The following is a 20264-nucleotide window of genomic DNA, read 5'->3' on the forward strand; positions in this document are numbered from 1 at the left end:
TCCGTCAATAGGGACAGACACCCCTGTCGATCGGATGACCGAAACCCTGATTACGGGCATTCCATAGAGGGACAAGATCATCACGCAGAGTGGCAAAACCCCAGCATGCGCGGGGCGACGGAGATCATCCGCCCAGCGGGAGCGCCCTACCGGCCGCCGGCGGCCCCGCAGGTGACGGGTTTTTTCGATGCCCGAAACCAGGCTTCCATCGTTGGTTTAAATTTCATCCCTTGACTGACTTTCGGACAAAATAATAGGAATGGCGTGGCCTCAGCCGAGAGCCGCCCCTCGCCAGGCCGAACCCTGACGAGCGGCCCATACTTCCTGCTGCCCGCGTGACGACCTCGCCCGGAGCAGTGGACCTGCCGGGGGGGTGACTTCGCGTGGCGATGCCAGCTGAACACGTGCTGTCCGAGACACCGTTCGCCTCGCTGACGCGATACCCGCCCGGCGCCCGGACCCTCTTCTGCCTCCCCTACGCCGGTGGGGACGTCACCGCCTTCTGGGCGTGGCGGCAGGCGTTCGACGGCGTCCTCGACGTGCGGGTGGCGATGCTCCCCGGACGTGAGGGCCGGATCGCCGAACCCGGCGCCCTCTCCCCCGAGCTGATCGCCCGGTCCATCGCCGCCCATCAGCGCACGTCGTACTCGATCTACGGGCACAGCATGGGCGGCCGGGTCGCCTTCGAGGTGGTCCGCGAGCTGCGGCGGCTCGGCGTACGGGCGCCCGAATGCCTCTACGTCGGCGCCGCGCACCCGCCGGAGCGCCAGGAGACGCTGGGACGGTGGACGGGCCTGGGCGACGAGGACCTCCTCGACGAGGTGATCGCCCGGCTGGGCGCGCCCGCGGAGTTACGGACGCAGCCCGAGATCAAGGCCCTGCTCCTCCCCGCCCTGCGGACGGACATGGAGTGGCTGCGCCGCTACCGCTTCACCCGGCAGGAGCCCCTCGACGTCCCCATCGTCGCCTTCGCCGGCGCGCACGACCAAGAGGTCACCCACCCCACCATGCTCGGCTGGGCCCGCCACACCTCCTCGACCTTCCGCCTGCACACGCTCGACGCCGCCCACCTCTTCCTCGCCACGCACGGCGACCAGGTGGCGCGGACCATCGCGGCAGACCCCCGGCCGAGCGTGACCGCGGACGAGGTGCACGTGTGGCTGGCCAACCTGGACGAGCTGCCCGAGATGTGCGCGGCCGTGGACGAGCTGTCGCCGCGGGAGGCGGCACGGGCGGCCAGGTTCCGGCAGGAGGACCACCGGCGCGGGTTCGTCGGCGGGTCGGTGCTGCTGCGGCGGCTGCTCGCGGAGTACGGGGCCGAGCCGGGCGTCGCGCCCGCCCGGTCCGGCGGCGTGCCGTACGCCGGGACCGAGCTCGCCTACAGCCTCAGCCGATCGGGCGGCCTGGTGCTGGTCGCGCTGACGGCGGGCCGCCAGGTGGGCGCCGACCTGGAGCGCTTCCGGCCGCCGGCCGACGAGCAGGCGTTCTTCGAGCGGGTGCTGGACGAGCGGGAGCGCGACGAGTACGCCGCGCTGCCCGAGGAACTGCGGTTGCACAGCGCGCTGCGCACCTGGACGGCCAAGGAGGCGCTGCTGAAGGCGATCGGTGACGGGCCGCGGGTGGATCCGGCGCTGTTCGGGTTCGCCGGGCAGCGTCCGGGCGCGTCCTGGGTGCCCGAGGCTGCCCCAGAGGCCGCGCATACGGCGGAGTGGCAGGCGGAACGGCTGGCGGAGTGGCGGGTGACGCACCTGCCGCTGGGCCGGGCGCTCGCCGCGATCGCCGTCCGCGCGCCGCGCTTCCTGCTGCGTTTCGAGACGGTACGGCAAGGCCGGCTGGTACGGCCGGGTGTGGAGGCCGCAGGATGACACTCCTCAGCAGTCTGATCACGGCTCAGGCCGCGAGGACTCCGGACGCCCCGGCGGTCCGGCAGTGGGAGAACGTGCTCACCTACGCCGAGCTGGTCGAGCGGGCGTGGGCGCTGGCGGGACGGCTCCGCGAGCTCGGCGTCGGGCCGGAGGCGCGGGTGGGACTGTGCACCCGCCGTACACCGCTGATGCCGGTGGCGTTGCTGGCCATCCATCTGGCGGGCGGCGCGTACGTGCCGCTGGACCCCGGGCATCCGCGGCAACGGCTGGACGAGGTGCTGGAGGACGCCGGGATCGCTGTGGTCGTCGTGGACGAGCGCGGCCAGGAGCTCCTGGACGGCTGCGCCGCCACGCTCGTGCACGCCTTCCAGCAGGGGCCGGCGGAGCGGCGGGACGGCGACGCCGTGGCGGGCAACGCGGCGTGGGTGATCTACACCTCCGGTTCCACCGGACGGCCCAAGGGCGTGGTCGTGAGCCACGCCAACGCGGTCTTCTTCGTCACCTCGACCGTCGCGCACTTCGGCCTGGACGCGAGCTGCAGCTCGATGGCCTTCTCCGCGCTGGGCTTCGACGCCTCGATCATGGACATGGTGCTCCCGCTGACCATCGGCGGCTGCGTGCAGCTGGTGCCGGACGAGGACCGCGTCGACCCGGCCCGGTTGCAGCACTTCCTGGAGGAGCACGACGTCACCTGGGGGTACCTCCCGCCCGCGCTGCTCCCGCTGGTGGACCCGAGCCGCCTGCCGTACCTGAGGGACGTGGTGACGGCGGGCGAGCCGCCCCCGCCCGAGCAGGTGGCGCGGTGGTCGGCGCACACGCGTTTCCACAACCTGTACGGCCCGACCGAGCTGACCGTCGTCGTCGTGGGCGGCGAGTTCCACGGCGTGTGGGAGCGGCCGCTGCCGATCGGCCGGCCGCTGCGCGGCTGCCGGGCCTACATCGTCGACGAGGACATGAACCCGTGCCCGCCGGGCGTCCCCGGCGAGCTGCTCATCGGCGGCCCGCAGGTCAGCCGCGGGTACCTGGGCCGTCCCGGGCTGACGGCCGAGCGGTTCGTGCCCGACCCGTTCTCGGACGAGCCGGGAGAGCGGCTGTACCGGACCGGCGATCACGTGGCGTGGCAGGAGGACGGCCAGATCGCGTTCATGGGCCGCCTGGACCGCCAGGTGAAGGTCCAGGGGCAGCGCGTGGAGATCGGTGAGGTGGAGACGACGCTGCGCGCGCATCCGCGAGTGCGGCAGGCGGTGGTGGACTTCGCGGGCGAGCTGGTCGCCTACGTGACGCCCGAGGACGCGCCCGACCTGGCCGAGCTGCGCGAGGACCTGGCGGTGCGGCTGCCGCCGTACATGCTGCCGACCAAGCTGGTACGGCTGGCCCTCCTCCCGCTGAACGCCTCGGGCAAGGTCGACCTCGCCGTCCTGCGGGCGGGGTCCCGGCGGGAGCAGGGGACGGGGACCGGGCTGGCCGGGATCTGGGCGCGGGTGCTGGAGGCGCCCGTCCCGGACGACGAGGACGACTTCTTCCAGCGCGGCGGCCACTCACTGCGGGCGATGCGCCTGGTGGCCGCGGTACGCGCGGAGCTGGGCCGGGTCGTGTCGGTCCAGGACGTGTACGAGGGCAGGACCTACGGCGCGCTGCGCGCGCTCGTGGAGGGCGCCCGGCGGGCGACCACCGCCGCGCCGCCCACCGGGAGCCCGGCCGCCTTCTCCCCCGCCCAGCGCCGGATGTGGTTCGTCGAGCAACTGGCGCCCGAGTCGGCCGCGCACAACATCGCGATGGCCGAGCGGATTCGCGGCCCGCTGGACGTCGCCGCGCTCCGGCGCGCGCTGACCGCCGTCGTGGCGGCGCACGAGGCGTTGCGCTGGCGGGTGGGCTCGCGCGACGGCATCCCCGACGTGACGGTCGCGCCGCCGGAGGAGGTGCCGCTGCCGGTGGACGACCTCTCCCCCGCCGACCTGGCCGCGGCGCTGCAGAAGGAGGCGCGGGAACGGTTCGACCTGGCCGCCGGGCCGCTGTTCCGGGCGCGGCTGATCCGGCTGGCGCCCGACGAGCACGTGCTCTGCCTGACCGCGCACCACCTGGTGTTCGACGGCTGGTCGCAGGACGTGCTCTACCGGGGCCTGTCCGCCGCCTACCGCGGCGAGCCGGTCGAGGTGAGCGAGCACACGTTCGCCGACTACGTGCGCTGGCTGCGCGGCAACGGCGACGCCGAGGCGCTGGGCTGGTGGCGGGAGCGCCTGCGCGACGCGCCGCTGGTGCTGGACCTGCCCAGGGACGCGGCCAGGCCGCCCGCGCAGACCTTCAACGGCGCCGCCTGCCAGGGCGAGCTGGACGCGGCACTGGCCGGCCGGGTGGCCGAGCTGGCTGCGCGGCTGGGCACCACGCCGTACGCGGTGCTGCTGGGTGCCTTCGGACGCCTGCTGGCCGGGCTGGCGGGACGTGACGACCTGGTGGTGGGGTCGGCCTACGCGGACCGGCCGCACGTCGCGTTCGAGTCGATGGTGGGGATGTGCGTACAGGTCCTGCCGGTGCGGCTGCGCCCCCGGGGGGACTTCGCCGAGCAGGTGACGGCGTGCGCGGCCGAGCTGAACGCGGCGATCAGGCACCGGGACGTGCCGCTCGGGCAGCTCCTGGAGTCGCTGCGGCTGCCGCGCGACCTGAGCCGCAACCCGATCACTCAGGTCATGTTCAACATGTACAACTTCGCCCAGGCCCGGCTGGACCTGGCCGGTTGCGCGAGTGAGACGTTGCGCCCCGGGCTGCCGGGAGCGCTGTTCGACCTGACGATGTACGTGGGCGAGCAGCGCGGCGGCTACGCGCTGGAGCTGGTCTACAACCCCGACCTCTACACCGCCGAACGCATGGCGGCGCTGGTCGACGGCTATGTCGAGCTGCTCGACGAGCTGCTGACCGGACGGGCCGAACCCGACGCGCCCGACGAGGAGCTCCCGGCCTGGGACGGGCCGGGACTGCTGGAGCTCGTCGGCGACGCGTACGCGGGGGCATGGCGGCGGACCGAGGCGGCGCTCCGGCGGGCGGGTGTCGGGCCGGGGTCCGTGGTGGCCGTCGTCGCCTCCCGGGTGCCCGAGCTGCCGGGGACCCTGCTCGGCGTGCTGGCGGCGGGCGCGCGGTGGGCGGTGATCGACTCGACGTATCCGCCTGCCGTGCAGGAGAGGCAGATCGCCGCCGCGGGAGCCCGGGCGGTGCTCCGGGACGGCGAGGTCGAGCTGCGCGAGGGCGGCGTCGAGGTGCCGGGGACCGGCTATCTGTCGATGACCTCGGGCACCACGGGCGATCCCAAGGCGGTCGTCACCGCCGACAGGCCGCTGGCCCACTTCGTCTCCTGGTACGTCCGCACCTTCGCCGTCGAGCCGCACGACCGGTTCGCGCTGCTGTCCGGGCCGGCCCACGATCCGGCGCTGCGCGACATGTTCGTCCCGGCCGCGGCGGGCGCCGAGTTGTTCGTGCCCGAGCAGGAGCTGGTGCGCGACCCGGGCAAGCTCGTCACCTGGCTGCGCGAGCACGCCATCACCGTCCTCCATCTGACGCCGCAGCTCGCGACGATGCTCGCGGACACCGGCGCCACGCTGCCCGACGTGCGGCTGGCCGGCGTGGGCGGCGACCTGTTCACCGGCGCCCAGGCGGCCCGGCTGCGCGCGCTCGTGCCCGGCGCCCGGCTCGTCGCCTTCTACGGCACGACCGAGACGCCACAGGCGCACGCCTGGCACGAGCTGACCGAGCCGTACCCGGAGATCGTGCCGATCGGGCGGCCCGTCGAGGGCAGCGAGATCATCGTGCTGGCACCGGACGGCGGGCGGGCCGGGGTCGGCGAGCTCGGCGAGGTGGTCGTCCGCAGCCGCCACCTGGCCTCCGGCTACCTGGACCCGGCGCTGACCGGCCGGCGCTTCGCCGGTGACCGCTTCCACACCGGGGACCTCGGCCGGCGCAACCCCGACGGCACGGTCACCCCGGCGGGGCGCGGCGACGACCAGGTGAAGGTGCGCGGATTCCGGGTCGAGCTGGGCGAGGTGGAGGCCGCGCTGGCCGCCTGCCGGGACGTGCGCGCCGCCGCGGCCAGGGTCGAGGGCGGCACCCTCGTCGGCTACGTGGTGCCCGCCGGGCCTGGGACGGCGGCGCACCGGATCTTGGAGGACCTGCGCCGCGCGCTGCCCGAGCACGCCGTCCCCACCGAGGTGGTGACGCTGCCCGCGCTGCCGCTGACGCCCAACGGCAAGGTGGACCGCGCCGCGCTGCGCGGGCGGCCGGTGGAGCAGCCGAAGGCCGTCGGCGGCCTCGACGGCCCCACGCAGAAGACGGTCGCCCAGGTGTGGCGCGCCGTGCTGGGCGTGCCACGGCTGGGCCCCGACGACAACTTCTTCGAGATCGGCGGCCATTCGCTGGCCGTGGCGGCCGTGCAGGCACGGCTGAAGGCGGCGACCGGCCGCGAGATCCCGATCACGGAGCTGTTCAGGCATCCCACCATCCGGACGCTCGCCGCCCACCTCGACGGCGCGGGCGGCAGTCCGGGACTGGACCGGGCGGCACGCCGCCTGGCTTCACGACGAGACAGGTTGAGGAACCGTAACGAGAAGGGGATTGCCCCATGACGGACGAGCCCACGGCCGAGCCGATCGCGATCATCGGCCTGTCGTGCCGGGTTCCGGGAGCGGGTGACGCGCAGCAGTTCTGGCGCAACCTCGCCGACGGCGTCGAGTCGCTGACCACGTACACCCTGGAGGAGCAACGGGCGCTGGGCACGGCGGAGAGCCTGCTGGCCGACCCGAACTTCGTGCCGGCCGCCATGGCGCTGGACGACTACGAGGGTTTCGACGCGGCGTTCTTCGGCATGTCGATCAGGGAGGCCGAGGTCCGCGATCCGCAACATCGGCTGTTCCTGGAGCTGTCGCACACGGCGTTGGAGGACGCGGGCTACGACCCGTTCCGCTACCCGGGCGAGATCGGGGTCTACGCCGGCACCGGGACGGACACGTACCAGTGGCGGAACATCCGCAGCAACTCCCAGGCCCACAAGAACGCCGGCTGGCTGGCGGTCATGGTGGGCAACCACGTCGACTACTGCGCGACGCTCACCTCCTACAAGCTCGACCTGCGCGGCCCCAGCTACACCGTGCACACGGCGTGCTCGACCGCGCTGGTGGCCTTCCACATCGCGTGCGAGGCGCTGCGCAACGGCGAATGTGACATGGCGCTGGCCGGCGCGGCCATGCTGGACCTCCCGCAGGGCGAGGGGTACATCTACGACCAGGACGGCATCGTCTCCCCCGACGGGCACACCCGCTCCTTCGACGCCGACGCCGGCGGCACGACCTGGGGCAGCGGCGGCGGCGTCCTCGTGCTGAAGCGGCTGTCCGAGGCGATCGAGGACCGCGACAACATCCGCGCGGTGGTCCTGGGCAACGCGATCAACAACGACGGCGCGGGCAAGGTCGGCTTCTCCGCGCCCAGCCTGGACGGCCAGGCCGCGGTCATCGCGCAGGCGCTGGGCGTCGGCGGCGTGGACCCGCGGACGGTGACCTACGTCGAGGCGCACGGCACCGGCACGGCGCTCGGCGACCCGATCGAGGTGGCCGCGCTGTCCAGCGTGTTCGCCCAGCACACGAGCGACACCCAGTGGTGCGGCATCGGCTCGGTCAAGAGCAACATCGGCCACCTCGGCCAGTCGGCCGGCGTGCCCAGCCTGATCAAGGCGGTGCTGTCGCTGGAGAACAAGCTGATCCCACCGACGTTGCACTTCAAGAGCCCCAACCCGAAGATCGACTTCCCGGCGAGCCCGTTCTACGTCGTCTCCTCGCCGACGAAGTGGGAGCGCGAGGACTTCCCGCGGCGCGCGGGGGTCAGCTCGTTCGGCATCGGCGGCACGAACGCGCACGCCGTGCTGGAGGAGGCGCCGCCGCGTCCGCCGCTGCCCCGCGAGCGGCCCGCCCACCTGCTGAAGCTCTCGGCCAGGACGGAGTCGGCGCTGGCCGCCGCGCGGGAACGGCTGGCCGCGCACCTGGCCGCGCACCCCGAGACGGACCTGGCCGACGCGGCCTTCACCCTGCGCGTGGGCCGCCGGGAGCTCAAGCACCGGGCCACGGTCGTCGCCACCTCACCGGGCGACGCGGTGGCCGCGCTGTCCGACCCCAAGCGGATCGTCACCGGCGCCAAGCCGAAGCGCCCCGCGCAGGTGGCCTTCCTCTTCTCCGGTCAGGGCTCCCAGTACGGCGGCATGGCCGCCGAGCTGTACCGGAACGAGCCGATCTTCCGCGAGGCGGTCGACGAGTGCGCGGCCGTCCTGGACGTGCGCGAGCAGATCTTCGCCACCGGCGAGGAGGCCGACGAGGCGCTGCGGCAGACCTCGCTCACCCAGCCCGCCCTGTTCACCGTCGAGTACGCGCTGGCCAGGCTCTGGCTGTCGCTGGGCGTCGAGCCCGCCGCGATGATCGGCCACAGCATCGGCGAGTACGCGGCGGCCACCATCGCCGGCGTCTTCACGCTGCCCGACGCGTTGCGGCTGGTCGCGGCGCGCGGCCGGCTGATCCAGGCCCTGCCGCCCGGCTCCATGCTGGCCGTGCAGCTCATGCCCGACGAGATCGCGCCGATGCTGCCCGACGACGTCTCCGTGGCCACCGTCAACGGCCCCGGCACCTGCGTCGTGTCCGGCCCGTCGGAGTCGATCAGGGAACTGGCCGAGATGCTGGAGGAGGAGGGCATCGGCTGCACGCCGCTGCGCACCTCGCACGCCTTCCACTCGGCGATGATGGAGCCGATGCTGCGCGAGTTCCGCGAACTGGTCGCGGCAGCCGGGCCGGCCGCGCCGAGCCTGCCGTTCCTGTCCAACGTGACCGGCACCTGGATCACCGCCGCCGAGGCCACCGACCCGTCCTACTGGGCCAGGCACGTGCGCGAGCCCGTCCGTTTCGGCGACTGCGTCTCGACGCTCCTGGCCGACGGCGAATGGATCATGATCGAGTGCGGGCCGGGACGGCAGTTGTCCGGCCTGGCGAGCACCCAGCTGGCCACCGGTGCGATCGCCCCGCTGCCGTCGCTGCCCGGCCCGCGCGACCGGGCCGGTGACGTCGCGGTCTTCTCGCAGGCCGTGGGCGCGCTCTGGGTCCACGGCAGCGAGCTGAACGACTTCGGCTCCCCCGGCTTCCGCGTCTCGCTGCCGGGTTACCCGTGGGAGCGGCAGCGCGCCTGGATCGACCCCGATCCGCAGGGTGCCTTCACCGGTGGCGTGGCCGCCCCGCGGCAGGCCGACGGCCCGCTGCCGCCCGAGCGGTGGTACGGCGTCCCCGTCTGGCACCAGGCGCCCGTGCGTCCGGCGGCGGCGTCGCCGATCACCCGCTGCCTGGCCTTCGTGGACGAGGACTCTGCCGCGCTGGCCGACGCGCTGCGTGCCTCGGGGGCCGAGGTGCTGGAGGTGCGGCCGGGCAGCGCGTTCGGCGCCTCCGACGGAGGTTTCACGGTGCGGCCGGCCGTCCGGGAGGACTACGACGCGCTGCTCGAAGCGATCGGCGACATCCCCGAGCGGATCGTGCACGCCTGGGCCCTCACGGGCGGCGACGAGACCTGGGCGGCACAGGACCGCGGCTTCTTCGGCGTCCTGGGGCTCGTGCAGGCGCTGTCGGCGGCCCAGCCTCCGGGCGGGGTGCAGCTCGACCTGGTGACCGCGGGCACGATGGACGTCGTCGGCGGCGACCTGACCAGGCCGGAGCACGCGACGCTGGCCGCCTTCGCCCGGGTCGTCCCGCTGGAGACGCCGTGGCTGCGCGTCCGCCACATCGACGCGGCCGACGGGGACGCCGTGCGTGGCGCCGCGACCGAGCTGGGCCGCGCGGCGGAGCCCGGCGAGGCCGGGCTGCTGGCCCCGGTCGCCCTGCGCGGCGGGAAGCGGTGGCTGCTCGGGTACGAGCAGGTGGAGGTGGCGAGCGAGCCGGGCGAGCCGCGCGACGGCCAGGTGTACGTGATCACCGGCGGTCTGGGCGGCATCGGCGTCTCGCTGGCCGAGGACCTGGCGGCGCGGGCCCGCGTCAACCTCGTCCTGCTGTCCAGGACCGGGCTGCCCGCCGGCCCGCCGCGGTCGGCCCGCGAGGCGCGCGCCGCCGAGGCGATCCGCCGGATGGAGGCCGCCGGGGCACGGGTGCTGACCCTGGCCGCCGACGTGACCGATCCGGCGGACATGCGCCGGGTCAGGGACGAGACGCTCGCCGCCTTCGGCCGGGTGGACGTGCTGGTGCACGCGGCCGGCCTGCCCGGCGGCGGCATGGCCCAGGTCAAGGAGAGGGAGGCGGCCGAGGCCGTGCTCCGTCCCAAGGTGCTCGGCACGCTGGCGCTCCAGGAGGCGTTCGGCGACCTGGAGCTGGAGGCCGTGGTGCTCTGCTCGTCGATCACCGCGGTGGCCGGCGGGTTCGGGCAGATCGACTACTGCGCGGCCAACAACTTCCTCGACGCGCACGCCCGCGCCGGACGAGGCTGGAACGCCGCCCAGATCGTCAGCGTGAACTGGGGCAGGTGGCTGGAAGTCGGCATGGCGGCGGAGACCGCGGCGCCCGCCGGATTCGTCGCGTTGCAGCGCGGCGACCGGATCAAGGCGATGGACCACCCGGTCCTCGACGCGCGGCACGCCGCGGACGCGGTCAACGGCCTCGACTGGTGCAGCGGCACGCTCTCGCCCGGCACGCACTGGGTGCTGGACGAGCACCGCATCGCCGACGTGCCCGTGCTGCCCGGCACCGGCCACGTCGAGCTGGCCAGGACGGCCACCGAGGCGGTGCTGCCCGGCAGCGGGCTCGTCGAGCTGCGGGACGTGGTGTTCGTCGAACCGTTGTCGGTCGCCGACGGCGCGACCGCCGAAGTACGGGTGATCTTCACCCCGGAGGCGGACGGCGCCGAGTTCCAGGTGCAGAGCATCATCGGCGGATCGCACCGCACCCATGCCAGAGGCACGGCGGCCAAGGTGAGCCCGCCGCCCGCCGACCGCGTGGACCTGCGCGCGATCATGGACCGCTGCGTGTCCTCGGCGGACGAGCAGGGCGGCGTCCCGCTGTCGGGCCTGCTCACGCTGGGCGGGCACTGGCACCGGACGCTGACCGCCACGCATGTCGGTCAGCAGGAGGCGCTCGGCCTGTTCGAGGCCAACGACGTGCTGATGGTCGACCTCGACCGCTGGGGGCTGCACCCGGCGCTGCTCGACGCCGCCACCACCTTCAGCTGGGTCGCGGTCGAGGGCCACTACCTGCCGCTCGGCTACGGCCGCATCACCGTGTTCGGGAGCCTGCCCGAGGCGTTCTGGAGCCATCTGCGCATCACCAGCACCGACACCGACGAGGTGCTGGTCGTGGACGTCACGCTGATCGCGCCCGACGGCACGGTGCTGGTGCAGATCTCCGACTACGTCCTGCGCAGGATCGACACCGAGGCCGTGGTGTCCGGGGTCGTCACCAGCGCCGACTCCCAGCGCGCCGCCCCGGCGGCGGCCGCGGCCGACGACGAGGTCGGCATCAGGCCGGCCGACGGGGCCCTCTCCCTGCGCAGGCTGCTCGCCGCGCCGCTCGGCTCCCAGGTCGTGGTGGCGGCCAGCACGGTGGCCGAGCTCGTCGCCGGGGTCGGCTCGCTGACCCAGGAGACCGTCGAGACCGAGCTCGACCCGGCGGCGGTCGCCGACCGGCAGGACAAGGCGCCCGCCGAGGGCTACGTCGCCCCGCGCAACGACGCCGAGGCCACGATCGCCCGCCTGTGGGGCGAGGTGCTCGGCGGCGACCACATCGGCGTCGACGACGACTTCTTCGAGCTGGGCGGCAACTCGCTCATCGCGGTCCAGCTCATCGCCCTCATCCGCAAGGAGCTGGGGGTGCGGCTGCCGATGCGCAACCTCTTCGAGGAGCCGACCGTGGCCGGGGTCGCAGCCCTGCTGGACGCCGCCACCGCCGCCACCCCCGAGCCCGCCGCCGCCGGGCCCGCCACCCAGACCATCCCCCGTCTCCCCCGGAGTTCCGCATGAGCGCAGACACCAAGGTCGTACTCAACGACGAGGAGCAGTACTCCATCTGGCCCGCCGACCGGGACAATCCCTCCGGCTGGCACGACGCCGGCTTCTCCGGCACCAAGGACGCCTGTCTGGACCACATCGAGCAGGTGTGGACCGACATGCGGCCGAAGAGCCTGCGAGAGGCCATGGACAGTGAGTGATGCCTTCCCCGCATCCTCCGGCCAGGAGCGGATGTGGTTCCTTTCGCGCTTCGAGCCCGATCTGGCCGTCTACAACATCGGCATGATCATGCCGATGGCGGCCAGGCAGCCGGTGGACCCCCGCCGGCTGGAGCGGGCGATCGATCTGGTCGTGCGGCGCCATGAGGCGCTGCGCACCACGTTCGAGTTCCGGGACGGGCAGGTGGTGCAGATCATCAGCCCCGGTGCGCCGCCCACGGCGCTGACGGAGACGGACCTGTCCCACCTCCCGCGAGCCGCCGCCGAGGCGGAGCTGGCCCGCCTGGCCAGGGCGGACGCGGTGCTGCCGTTCGACATGGAACGGGCGCCGCTGTACCGGGGCCGGCACGTCAAGCTGGCCGAGGACGATCTGCGGCTGGCCGTCGTCTTCGACCACACGATCTTCGACGGCGTCTCGTCCATGGTCTTCATGGACGAGGTGGAGGAGTGCTACGACGCGCTCGGCGAGGACCGGCCGCCGAAGCTGCCCGACCTGCCGATCCAGTTCGCCGACTTCGCCGTGTGGCAGCGCGGCCGGTTGTCCGGCGAGTTCCTGGAGACCGAGCTCGTGCACTGGCGCGAGCGGCTGGCCGGGGTGCCCGCCGACCTCGCCCTGCCGGGTGACCGGCCGCGACCGGCCCGCCGTACCTACCGGGGCGGGATCCGGCTCGGCGCCTACTCCCCCGAGTTGTCGGCGAGCGTCGAGCGGCTGGCCAAGGACCTCAACGCCACGCTGTTCACGGTGATGCTCACCGCGTACGCCGCCGTGCTGTCGCGCTGGTCCGGCATCGACGACATCGTGGTGGGCACGCCGGTCGCCGGCCGGCTGCTGCCCGAGACCGAGCCGGTCATCGGCATGTTCGTCAACGCGGTGCCGCTGCGCGTGGACCTGTCGGGCGCGCCCAGCTTCCGCGAGGCCGCCGGCCGCGTGCGGGCGACGGTCGCCGAGGCGCTGGACCATCAGGAGCTGCCGTTCGAGCGGCTCGTGGAGGACCTGCAACCGGCCCGGGACCTGAGCGTGCCGCCCATCTACCAGGTGATGTTCAACCTGGCCATCCGCACCAACGAAGGGCAGATCGCCAACGGCACCGCGAAGGTGGACCTCCAGCTCGACGTCAACATGCGCGACGGGCTGCTGCACACCCGGCTGGAGTACGCCACCGACCTGTTCGATCCGGAGACGATCGAACGCTTCGAGGCGAACCTGCGGACGCTGGTCGAGTCGGCCATCGCCGACCCCGACCGGCCGGTCGACCGGCTCCCCGTGCTCACGGCGGACGAGCGCGGACGCGTGCTGGCCCTCGGGACCGGCGCGCCCCAGGCCGCTCCCGGAACCCTGCACGCGCTGGTCGAGGAGCGGGCCGCGGCGACCCCTGAGGCCCCCGCGGTGCTCTTCGGCGACGTCACGCTCACCTACGCCGAGCTCAACGGCCGTGCCAACCGGCTCGCCCGGCGGTTGCGGCACCTCGGCGTGGGACGCGGCGAGCCCGTCGCGGTCTGCGCGGAACGATCGCCCGAGCTGGTCGTCGCGCTGCTCGCCGTCCTCAAGGCGGGCGGGGCGTACGTGCCGCTGGATCCGGAGTACCCGCGGGACCGGCTGGAGTTCATGCTCGCCGACTGCGGCGCGCGGGTGCTGCTCACCCAGCGCCACGTGCCGTCCCCCGGGACGATCGAGACGGTGCTGCTGGAGGACGACCACGACCTCGACTCCGGCGATCTCGACCCGGTGACCGGACCGGACGACGCCGCCTACCTCATCTACACCTCGGGCTCGACCGGCCGGCCGAAGGCCGTGGTCAACACCCACCGCGGCATCGTCAACCGGCTCGCCTGGATGCAGGACGCGTTCGGCCTGACGGCCGGCGACGTGGTGATGCAGAAGACGCCGACCAGCTTCGACGTGTCGGTGTGGGAGTTCTTCTGGCCGCTGCTGCAGGGCGCCTGCCTCGTCCCGGTACGGCCGGGCGGCCACCGCGACCCCGCTCACCAGCGTGACCTGATCAAGCGGCACGCGGTGACCACGATGCACTTCGTGCCGTCGATGCTCGCCCTCTTCCTGGAGGAGGCGAACATCGAGTCGTGCACATCACTGCGTCGCGTGGTGTGCAGCGGCGAGGAGCTGCCCCCCAGGATGGCGGCCCGCTTCTTCGAGCGGCTGCCCGGCGTGGAGCTGCACAACCTCTACGGCCCCACCGAGGCGGCCGTGGACGTCTCCTGGCACGCCTGCCGGCCGGGCGAGACGGTGATCCCCATCGGCCGTCCGATGCCCGGCTGCCGCCTGCACGTCCTCGACGAGCAGCTTGAGCCGATGCCCGTCGGGGTGCCCGGTCAGCTGCACATCGGCGGCGTCCAGGTGGCCCGCGGCTACGCGGGACGGCCGGGGCTGACGGCCGAGCGCTTCGTCCCCGACCCGTACGGCGCGCCGGGCGCGCGCCTGTACGCCACCGGCGACCTGGCCAGGCTGCGCGCCGACGGAGAGCTGGAGTTCCTCGGCCGCATCGACGACCAGGTGAAGGTGCACGGCTGGCGGGTCGAGCTGGGCGAGGTCGAGACGGCGCTGGCCGCCGACCCCCGGGTGCGCCGGGTCGTGGTCGCGCTGCGTGACGACGCGCCGGGCGGCCGCGGGCTGGTGGCCTACGTGGACTGGACGGGCGAGCCGAGCCGGCTGTCGCACGAGATGCGCACCGGACCGGCGCGCACGTTGCCGGCGGCGCTGGTGCCGCAGGCGTTCGTGCAGGTCACCGAGTTCCCCTCGGGGCCGAGCGGGAAGCTCGACCGCGCCGCGCTGCCGCCGCCCACCGGGCCCGGCCGCAGCGACCTCGGCACCACCTACGTCGCGCCGGAGACGCCGCTGGAGGAGGAGCTGTGCGCGCTCTGGGGCGAACTGCTGGGCCGTGACCGGGTGGGCGTCGAGGACGACTTCTTCGCCCTCGGCGGGCACTCGCTGCTGGCCGTCCTGCTGATCACCCGGTACCGGGAGGCGTACGGGATCGAGATGGACCTGCGGGTCTGCTTCGAGGTCACCACCGTGGCCGAGCACGCGCTGGCCGTACTGGAGCTCCAGCTCGGCGACGTCGAGCTGGACGATCTCCTGGCGGAGGACGCGGACGGATGAGCGAGGTGAGAGGGCGGCTGGCCCGCCTCAGCCCGGAACAGCGTGCGGCACTGGAGCGCAGGCTCCAGCGGCAGCCGAAGGCCCGGCCCGCCGGCATCCCCGCGCGCAGCGACCCGGACGCGCCGGCGCCGCTCTCCTACGGGCAGGAGCGGCTGTGGTTCCTGCAGCGGCTCGACCCCGCCGACGCCTCCTACAACATGTACATGGTGCAGCGGCTGCGCGGCGCGTTGTCCGTCCCGGACCTGGCCGGGGCGCTGAACGCCGTCGCGGCCCGGCACCCGATGCTGCGGGCCCGCTTCCCCGCCGTGGAAGGCAGCCCGGTCCAGGTCGTCGAGCCGGCGCTGAAGCTCGATCCGGTGCTGGTGGACCTCGCGGACCTGCCCGCGGCCGAACGGGAGGCGCGCGCCACGGCGATCGTGGCCGAGCTGACCAACACGCCGTTCGACCTGGCCACGGGCCCGCTGGTGCGGGTGCACCTGATCACGCTGTCGCCGACCGATCACGTGCTCTGCCTGGTCCTGCATCACCTGGTGGCCGACGGCTGGTCGCTCAAGCTCGTCTTCTCCGAGCTGGTCGCCTGCTACACCGGGAACGCGGCCGGGCTGGGCGCCCCCGCGGTCGACTACCGCGACTTCGCGGCCTGGCAGCGTGGCCGCGAGCCGTCGCAGGAGTCCCTGGACTACTGGCGCACCCGGCTCGACGGCGTGCAGCCGCTCGACCTGCCCACGGATCGGCCGCGGCCGGCCGTCCGGGTGCCCAGCGGCGACTACTGCGCGCGCCGCATCGGCCCCGAGCTGACGGCCCGCCTGGAGCAGCTGGCCAGGGACGAGCGCGGCACGCTCTTCATGGTCCTGCTGGCCGCCTACCAGCTCCTGCTGGGCGCGCACTGCGGCACCGACGACCTCACGGTTGGCTCGGTCATCGCCGGGCGCGACCGTCCGGAGCTCCAGGACGTCGTCGGCTTCTTCCCCGAGACGCTCGTGCTGCGCGGCGACCTGTCCGGCGACCCGTCCTTCCGCACGCTGCTCGCGCGGACCAGGGCGACGGTCCTGGACGCGTTCGCGCACCAGGACATCCCCTTCGAACGCCTGCTCAACGACCTCGGCATCCGCCGCGACCTGAGCACGACGCCGCTGTTCCAGGCGATGTTCGTGATCCAGGACAAGGAGGCCGCCGCCCTGCCGCTGCCCGGCATCGAGGCGGAGATGTTCGACCCCGGGGCGACGCAGGCGAAGTTCGACCTGATGCTGGACGTCACCCAGTTCGACGGCTCCCTCTGGGCGATGTTGTCCTACGCCCGCGACCTGTTCGAGGAGGAGACCGCGACGCGGTTGCTGCGGCGGTGGGAGCGGGTGCTGGAGACGGTCGCGGGCGACCCGGACGCGCCGCTGTCCGCGCTGCGCGCGGCCATGCTGCTGCCCGAGGACCGGCAGCCCGTCCTCGACACCGCGCAGCCGCCCGCGCGCGACGTGCTCGACCTCTTCCAGGAGCGCGTACGGCTGGCGCCCGGCGCGCCGGCGGTGAGCCACGGCGCCCGCCGGGTCACCTACGCCGAACTGGACGCCCTGGTCGCCGCGCTGGCCGGACGCCTGTCCGCGGCCGGGGTCGGCCCGGACACGGTCGTGGGCCTGCGGGCCGCGCGCTCGGTGGAGCTGATCGCCGGGATGCTCGCCGTCGGCCGGGCGGGCGGCGCCTACCTGCCGCTCGACCCGGCCTACCCACCGGAGCGGCTGCGCCGGATGGCGGCGGACGCGGGCGCGGCCCTGGTGCTGGACGAGGACGATCTCCGCGAGCCGGGGCAGGCACCCGCGCTCGACGTCGCGGTGCCGGGCTCGCTGGCCTACGTGATCTACACCTCGGGCTCGACCGGGCGTCCCAAGGGCGTGGAGGTGCCGCGCGAGGCGCTCGCGTCGCGGGTGAGCTGGATGCGGGACCACTACGAGCTCGGCCCGGGGGACCGTGTCCTGCAGTTCGCCTCGCCGAGCTTCGACACGCACGCCGAGGAGGTCTACCCGGCGCTGACCGCCGGCGCCGAGCTGGTCCTGTGCCCGGACGAGCCGCTGCCCGACTTCCTGAAGACCCCGGAGGGCTCCGCGCTCACCGTGCTGGACCTGCCGACGTCGTACTGGCAGGAACTGGTGGCCATGGGCGTCGAATGGCCGGCCGGTCTCCGGCTGCTCATCCTGGGCGCCGACCCGCTGCCCGGCCCGGTCCTGGCCACCTGGTACGAGTCGGGCCCCCCGGGCGTCCGCCTGGTCAACAGCTACGGCCCCACCGAGGCCACGATCATCGCCGCCACCGCCGACATGGACCCCGCCGAGGCGCTGCGCCGCCCGACCGTGGGCGTCGCCCTGCCCGGCACCACGCTCCAGGTGCTCGCGCCCGACGGGCTGCCCGTCCCGCCCGGTGTCGCGGGCGAGCTCCACATCGGCGGCGTCGGCCTGGCCCGCGGCTACCGGGGCGCGCCGGCCCTCACGGCCGAACGCTTCGTGCCCGGCCCTGACGGCTCACGCCTCTACCGCAGCGGCGACCGGGCCCGCTTCCGCCTGGACGGCAGGCTGGAGATCCTCGGCCGCCTGGACCGGCAGGTGAAGGTGCGCGGATACCGCGTGGAGCCGGGCGAGGTGGAGTCCGTGCTGCTCGCCCATCCGTCCGTGCGGCAGGCGACCGTGGTGGTCCGCGACGACCGGCTGGTCGCCTACGCCGTCCACGACGCCGGGGACGCCTTACGCGATCATCTGGCCGCCGAGCTTCCCCCGCACATGATGCCCAGCGCGATCGTCCCGCTCGACCGCATCCCGCTGACGCCCGGCGGCAAGGTCGACCGGGACGCCCTGCCCGACCCGGGCCGGCCGCGGGGCGCGGCGTACGAGCCGCCGGCCAGTGCGGCCGAGGAGCTCGTCTGCATGGTCTGGGCCGAGGTCCTGGGGCTGGAGCGGGTGGGCGCGCTGGACGACTTCTTCCAGCTCGGCGGCCACTCGCTGCTGGCCACCAGGACCACGGCCCGCCTCGCCGCGGCCACCGAGCTGGAGGTACCGCTCAAGCTGGCCTTCACCCGTCCGACGCCGCGCCTGCTGGCCGCGGCCCTGGAGCACCTGGCCGAGGAGGCCGACGAACGTGGATGAGCGGCAGGCCCGCGTGCAGGCCCGCTTCCGCAAGGCGATCGCGGGCCTGGGCGCCACGGAGCAGATCCCGCGACGGGCCGAGGGCAGCGATCCGCCGCTGTCGTTCGCGCAGGAGCGGCTGTGGTTCATGGAGCAGTTCGCCCCGGGGACGAGCGCCTACGTGCTGCCCGCGTCGGCCAGGCTCCGGGGCCCGCTCGACGCCGAACGGCTGCGGCGCTCGCTCGACGCCGTGGTGGCCCGGCACGAGAGCCTGCGCATGACCTTCCCGGCCGGTCCCGACGGGCGGCCGGAGGTGCGGGTGGCGGACCGGGTACGCGTCCCGCTGCGCGTCGTGGAGGTGACGACGGAGGCGGCGGCCAGGCAGGTGCTCAGCGCCGACGCCGCGCAGCCCTTCGACCTGGCGGACGGTCCGCTGCTGCGCGCCACCCTGGTACGGCTGGCGCCCGACGACCACGCGCTGCTGATCGCCGTCCATCACATCGTCGCCGACGGCTGGTCGGCCGACCTCGTCCTGCGCGAACTCCTGACGCCGCCGCAGAGCGGACCGCCGCTCGGTTTCGGCGACTACGCGCTGTGGCAGCGGGAGCGGCTGAGCGGCGACCGGCTGGCCGGCGACCTGGCGTTCTGGCGCGCCGAGCTGGACGGGTTGCAGGTGCTCGAACTGCCCCTGGACCGGCCGCGTCCGCCCCGGCAGGGCTTCCGGGGCGGCTGGCACGACCTGGAGCTGGACGTCGCGGAGTTCGGCGAGCTGTGCCGGGCCGAGGGCGCGACGCTCTACATGGGGCTGCTCGCCGCCTTCCAGGTGCTGCTGGCCCGCTGGTCCGGCATGACCGGCTTCGCGGTGGGGTCGCCGGTGGCCGGGCGGACCAGGCCGGAGTTCGAGGAGATGGTCGGGCTGTTCGTCAACCTGCTCCCGCTGCGGGCGCGGCTGACGGGCGATCCCGGGTTCGCCGAGCTGCTGCGCCGTACGCGGGACGGCGCGATCGACGTCTACGGCCACCAGGAGCTGCCCTTCGAGAAGCTGGTCGCCGAGCTGGACCCCGAACGCGACGTCAGCCGCCCGCCGCTGGTGCAGGTGCTGTTCGCGCTGCAGAGCTACCGCGACGGCGGCGAGGGCTTCGAGCCGGACAGCACGACCACCCGCTTCGACCTGGAGCTCTACGCCGCCGAGCGCGGCGAGCGGGTGGAGGGACGGTTCGTCTACAACGCCGAGCTGTTCCGGCCGGAGACGATCGAGCGGCTGGCCCGGCGGTTCGCCGCCCTCCTGCGTGCGGTGGTGGCGGCGCCCGACGTGCCGGTGGGACGCCTGGACATCCTGCCGGCCGAAGAGCGGGAGCAGCTCTCGCGGTGGAACGCCACTGCCCGCGAGCATCCCGGCGGGCTTCTGCACGAGCTGGTCTTCGAGCAGGCCGAGCGCACCCCGGACGCGACGGCGCTGGTCTTCGAGGGCGACCGGCTGACCTACCGCGAGCTGGCCGAGCGGGCCCGCGGAGTGGCGGCCGCGCTGGGTCCCCGGGTGGACCAGCCGGTCGGCGTCCGCATGGAACGCGGGCTCGACCTTCCCGTCGTGCTCCTCGGCGTGCTGGCGGCCGGTGGCGCCTACCTGCCGCTCGACCCGGGCCATCCGGCGGAGCGGACCCGCGGCATGCTGGCCGACGCGGGCGCCGACCTGGTGCTGACGGCGGCGGACGTGCGTACGGGCCCGGCGCCCGTCGTACGGGTGCGCGAGGACAACCTGGCCTACGTCATCTTCACCTCGGGCTCCACCGGACGACCCAAGGGCGTCGGCGTCTCCCACCGCGCGATCGTCAACCGGCTGCGCTGGATGCAGGACACCTTCCGGCTCACCCCCCACGACCGCGTCCTGCACAAGACGCCCACCACCTTCGACGTCTCCGTCTGGGAACTGTTCTGGCCCCTCATCACCGGCGCCACCATGGTCATCGCCCG

General features: G+C 74.0%; 7 protein-coding genes. All 7 read left to right on the forward strand.

The window, feature by feature from the left end; translation table 11 throughout:
• Nucleotides 1-389: 389 nt before the first annotated feature.
• Nucleotides 390-1865, forward strand: coding sequence for a thioesterase domain-containing protein (locus tag AB0J97_RS45470; RefSeq protein WP_364101844.1), 1476 nt, complete (start codon nucleotides 390-392; stop codon nucleotides 1863-1865).
• Entirely contained in the window at nucleotides 1862-6472 is a 4611-nt protein-coding gene (locus tag AB0J97_RS45475; protein ID WP_364101825.1) for an amino acid adenylation domain-containing protein, read from the forward strand. Before AB0J97_RS45470 ends, AB0J97_RS45475 begins: the two co-directional genes overlap by 4 nt.
• On the forward strand, nucleotides 6469-11868 hold the full coding sequence (locus tag AB0J97_RS45480; protein WP_364101828.1) for an SDR family NAD(P)-dependent oxidoreductase: 5400 nt from the start codon (nucleotides 6469-6471) through the stop codon (nucleotides 11866-11868). The genes AB0J97_RS45475 and AB0J97_RS45480 overlap by 4 nt, the downstream gene beginning before the upstream one ends.
• The gene (locus AB0J97_RS45485; protein WP_357707636.1) at nucleotides 11865-12056 is read left to right on the forward strand and encodes an MbtH family NRPS accessory protein; all 192 of its coding nucleotides are present in this window, start codon (nucleotides 11865-11867) and stop codon (nucleotides 12054-12056) included. Before AB0J97_RS45480 ends, AB0J97_RS45485 begins: the two co-directional genes overlap by 4 nt.
• A complete protein-coding gene (locus AB0J97_RS45490; RefSeq protein WP_364101832.1) occupies nucleotides 12049-15189 on the forward strand; it encodes an amino acid adenylation domain-containing protein in 3141 nt (1046 codons plus the stop codon). The genes AB0J97_RS45485 and AB0J97_RS45490 overlap by 8 nt, the downstream gene beginning before the upstream one ends.
• Nucleotides 15186-18314, forward strand: coding sequence for an amino acid adenylation domain-containing protein (locus tag AB0J97_RS45495; RefSeq protein ID WP_364101835.1), 3129 nt, complete (start codon nucleotides 15186-15188; stop codon nucleotides 18312-18314). The genes AB0J97_RS45490 and AB0J97_RS45495 overlap by 4 nt, the downstream gene beginning before the upstream one ends.
• On the forward strand, nucleotides 18307-20264 hold a 1958-nt coding region (locus AB0J97_RS45500; RefSeq protein ID WP_364101838.1), incomplete at its 3' end, for a condensation domain-containing protein. The genes AB0J97_RS45495 and AB0J97_RS45500, both read left to right, overlap by 8 nt.

Source organism: Nonomuraea sp. NPDC049607, assembly GCF_040675375.1.
In the GTDB taxonomy this organism is placed as follows: domain Bacteria; phylum Actinomycetota; class Actinomycetes; order Streptosporangiales; family Streptosporangiaceae; genus Nonomuraea.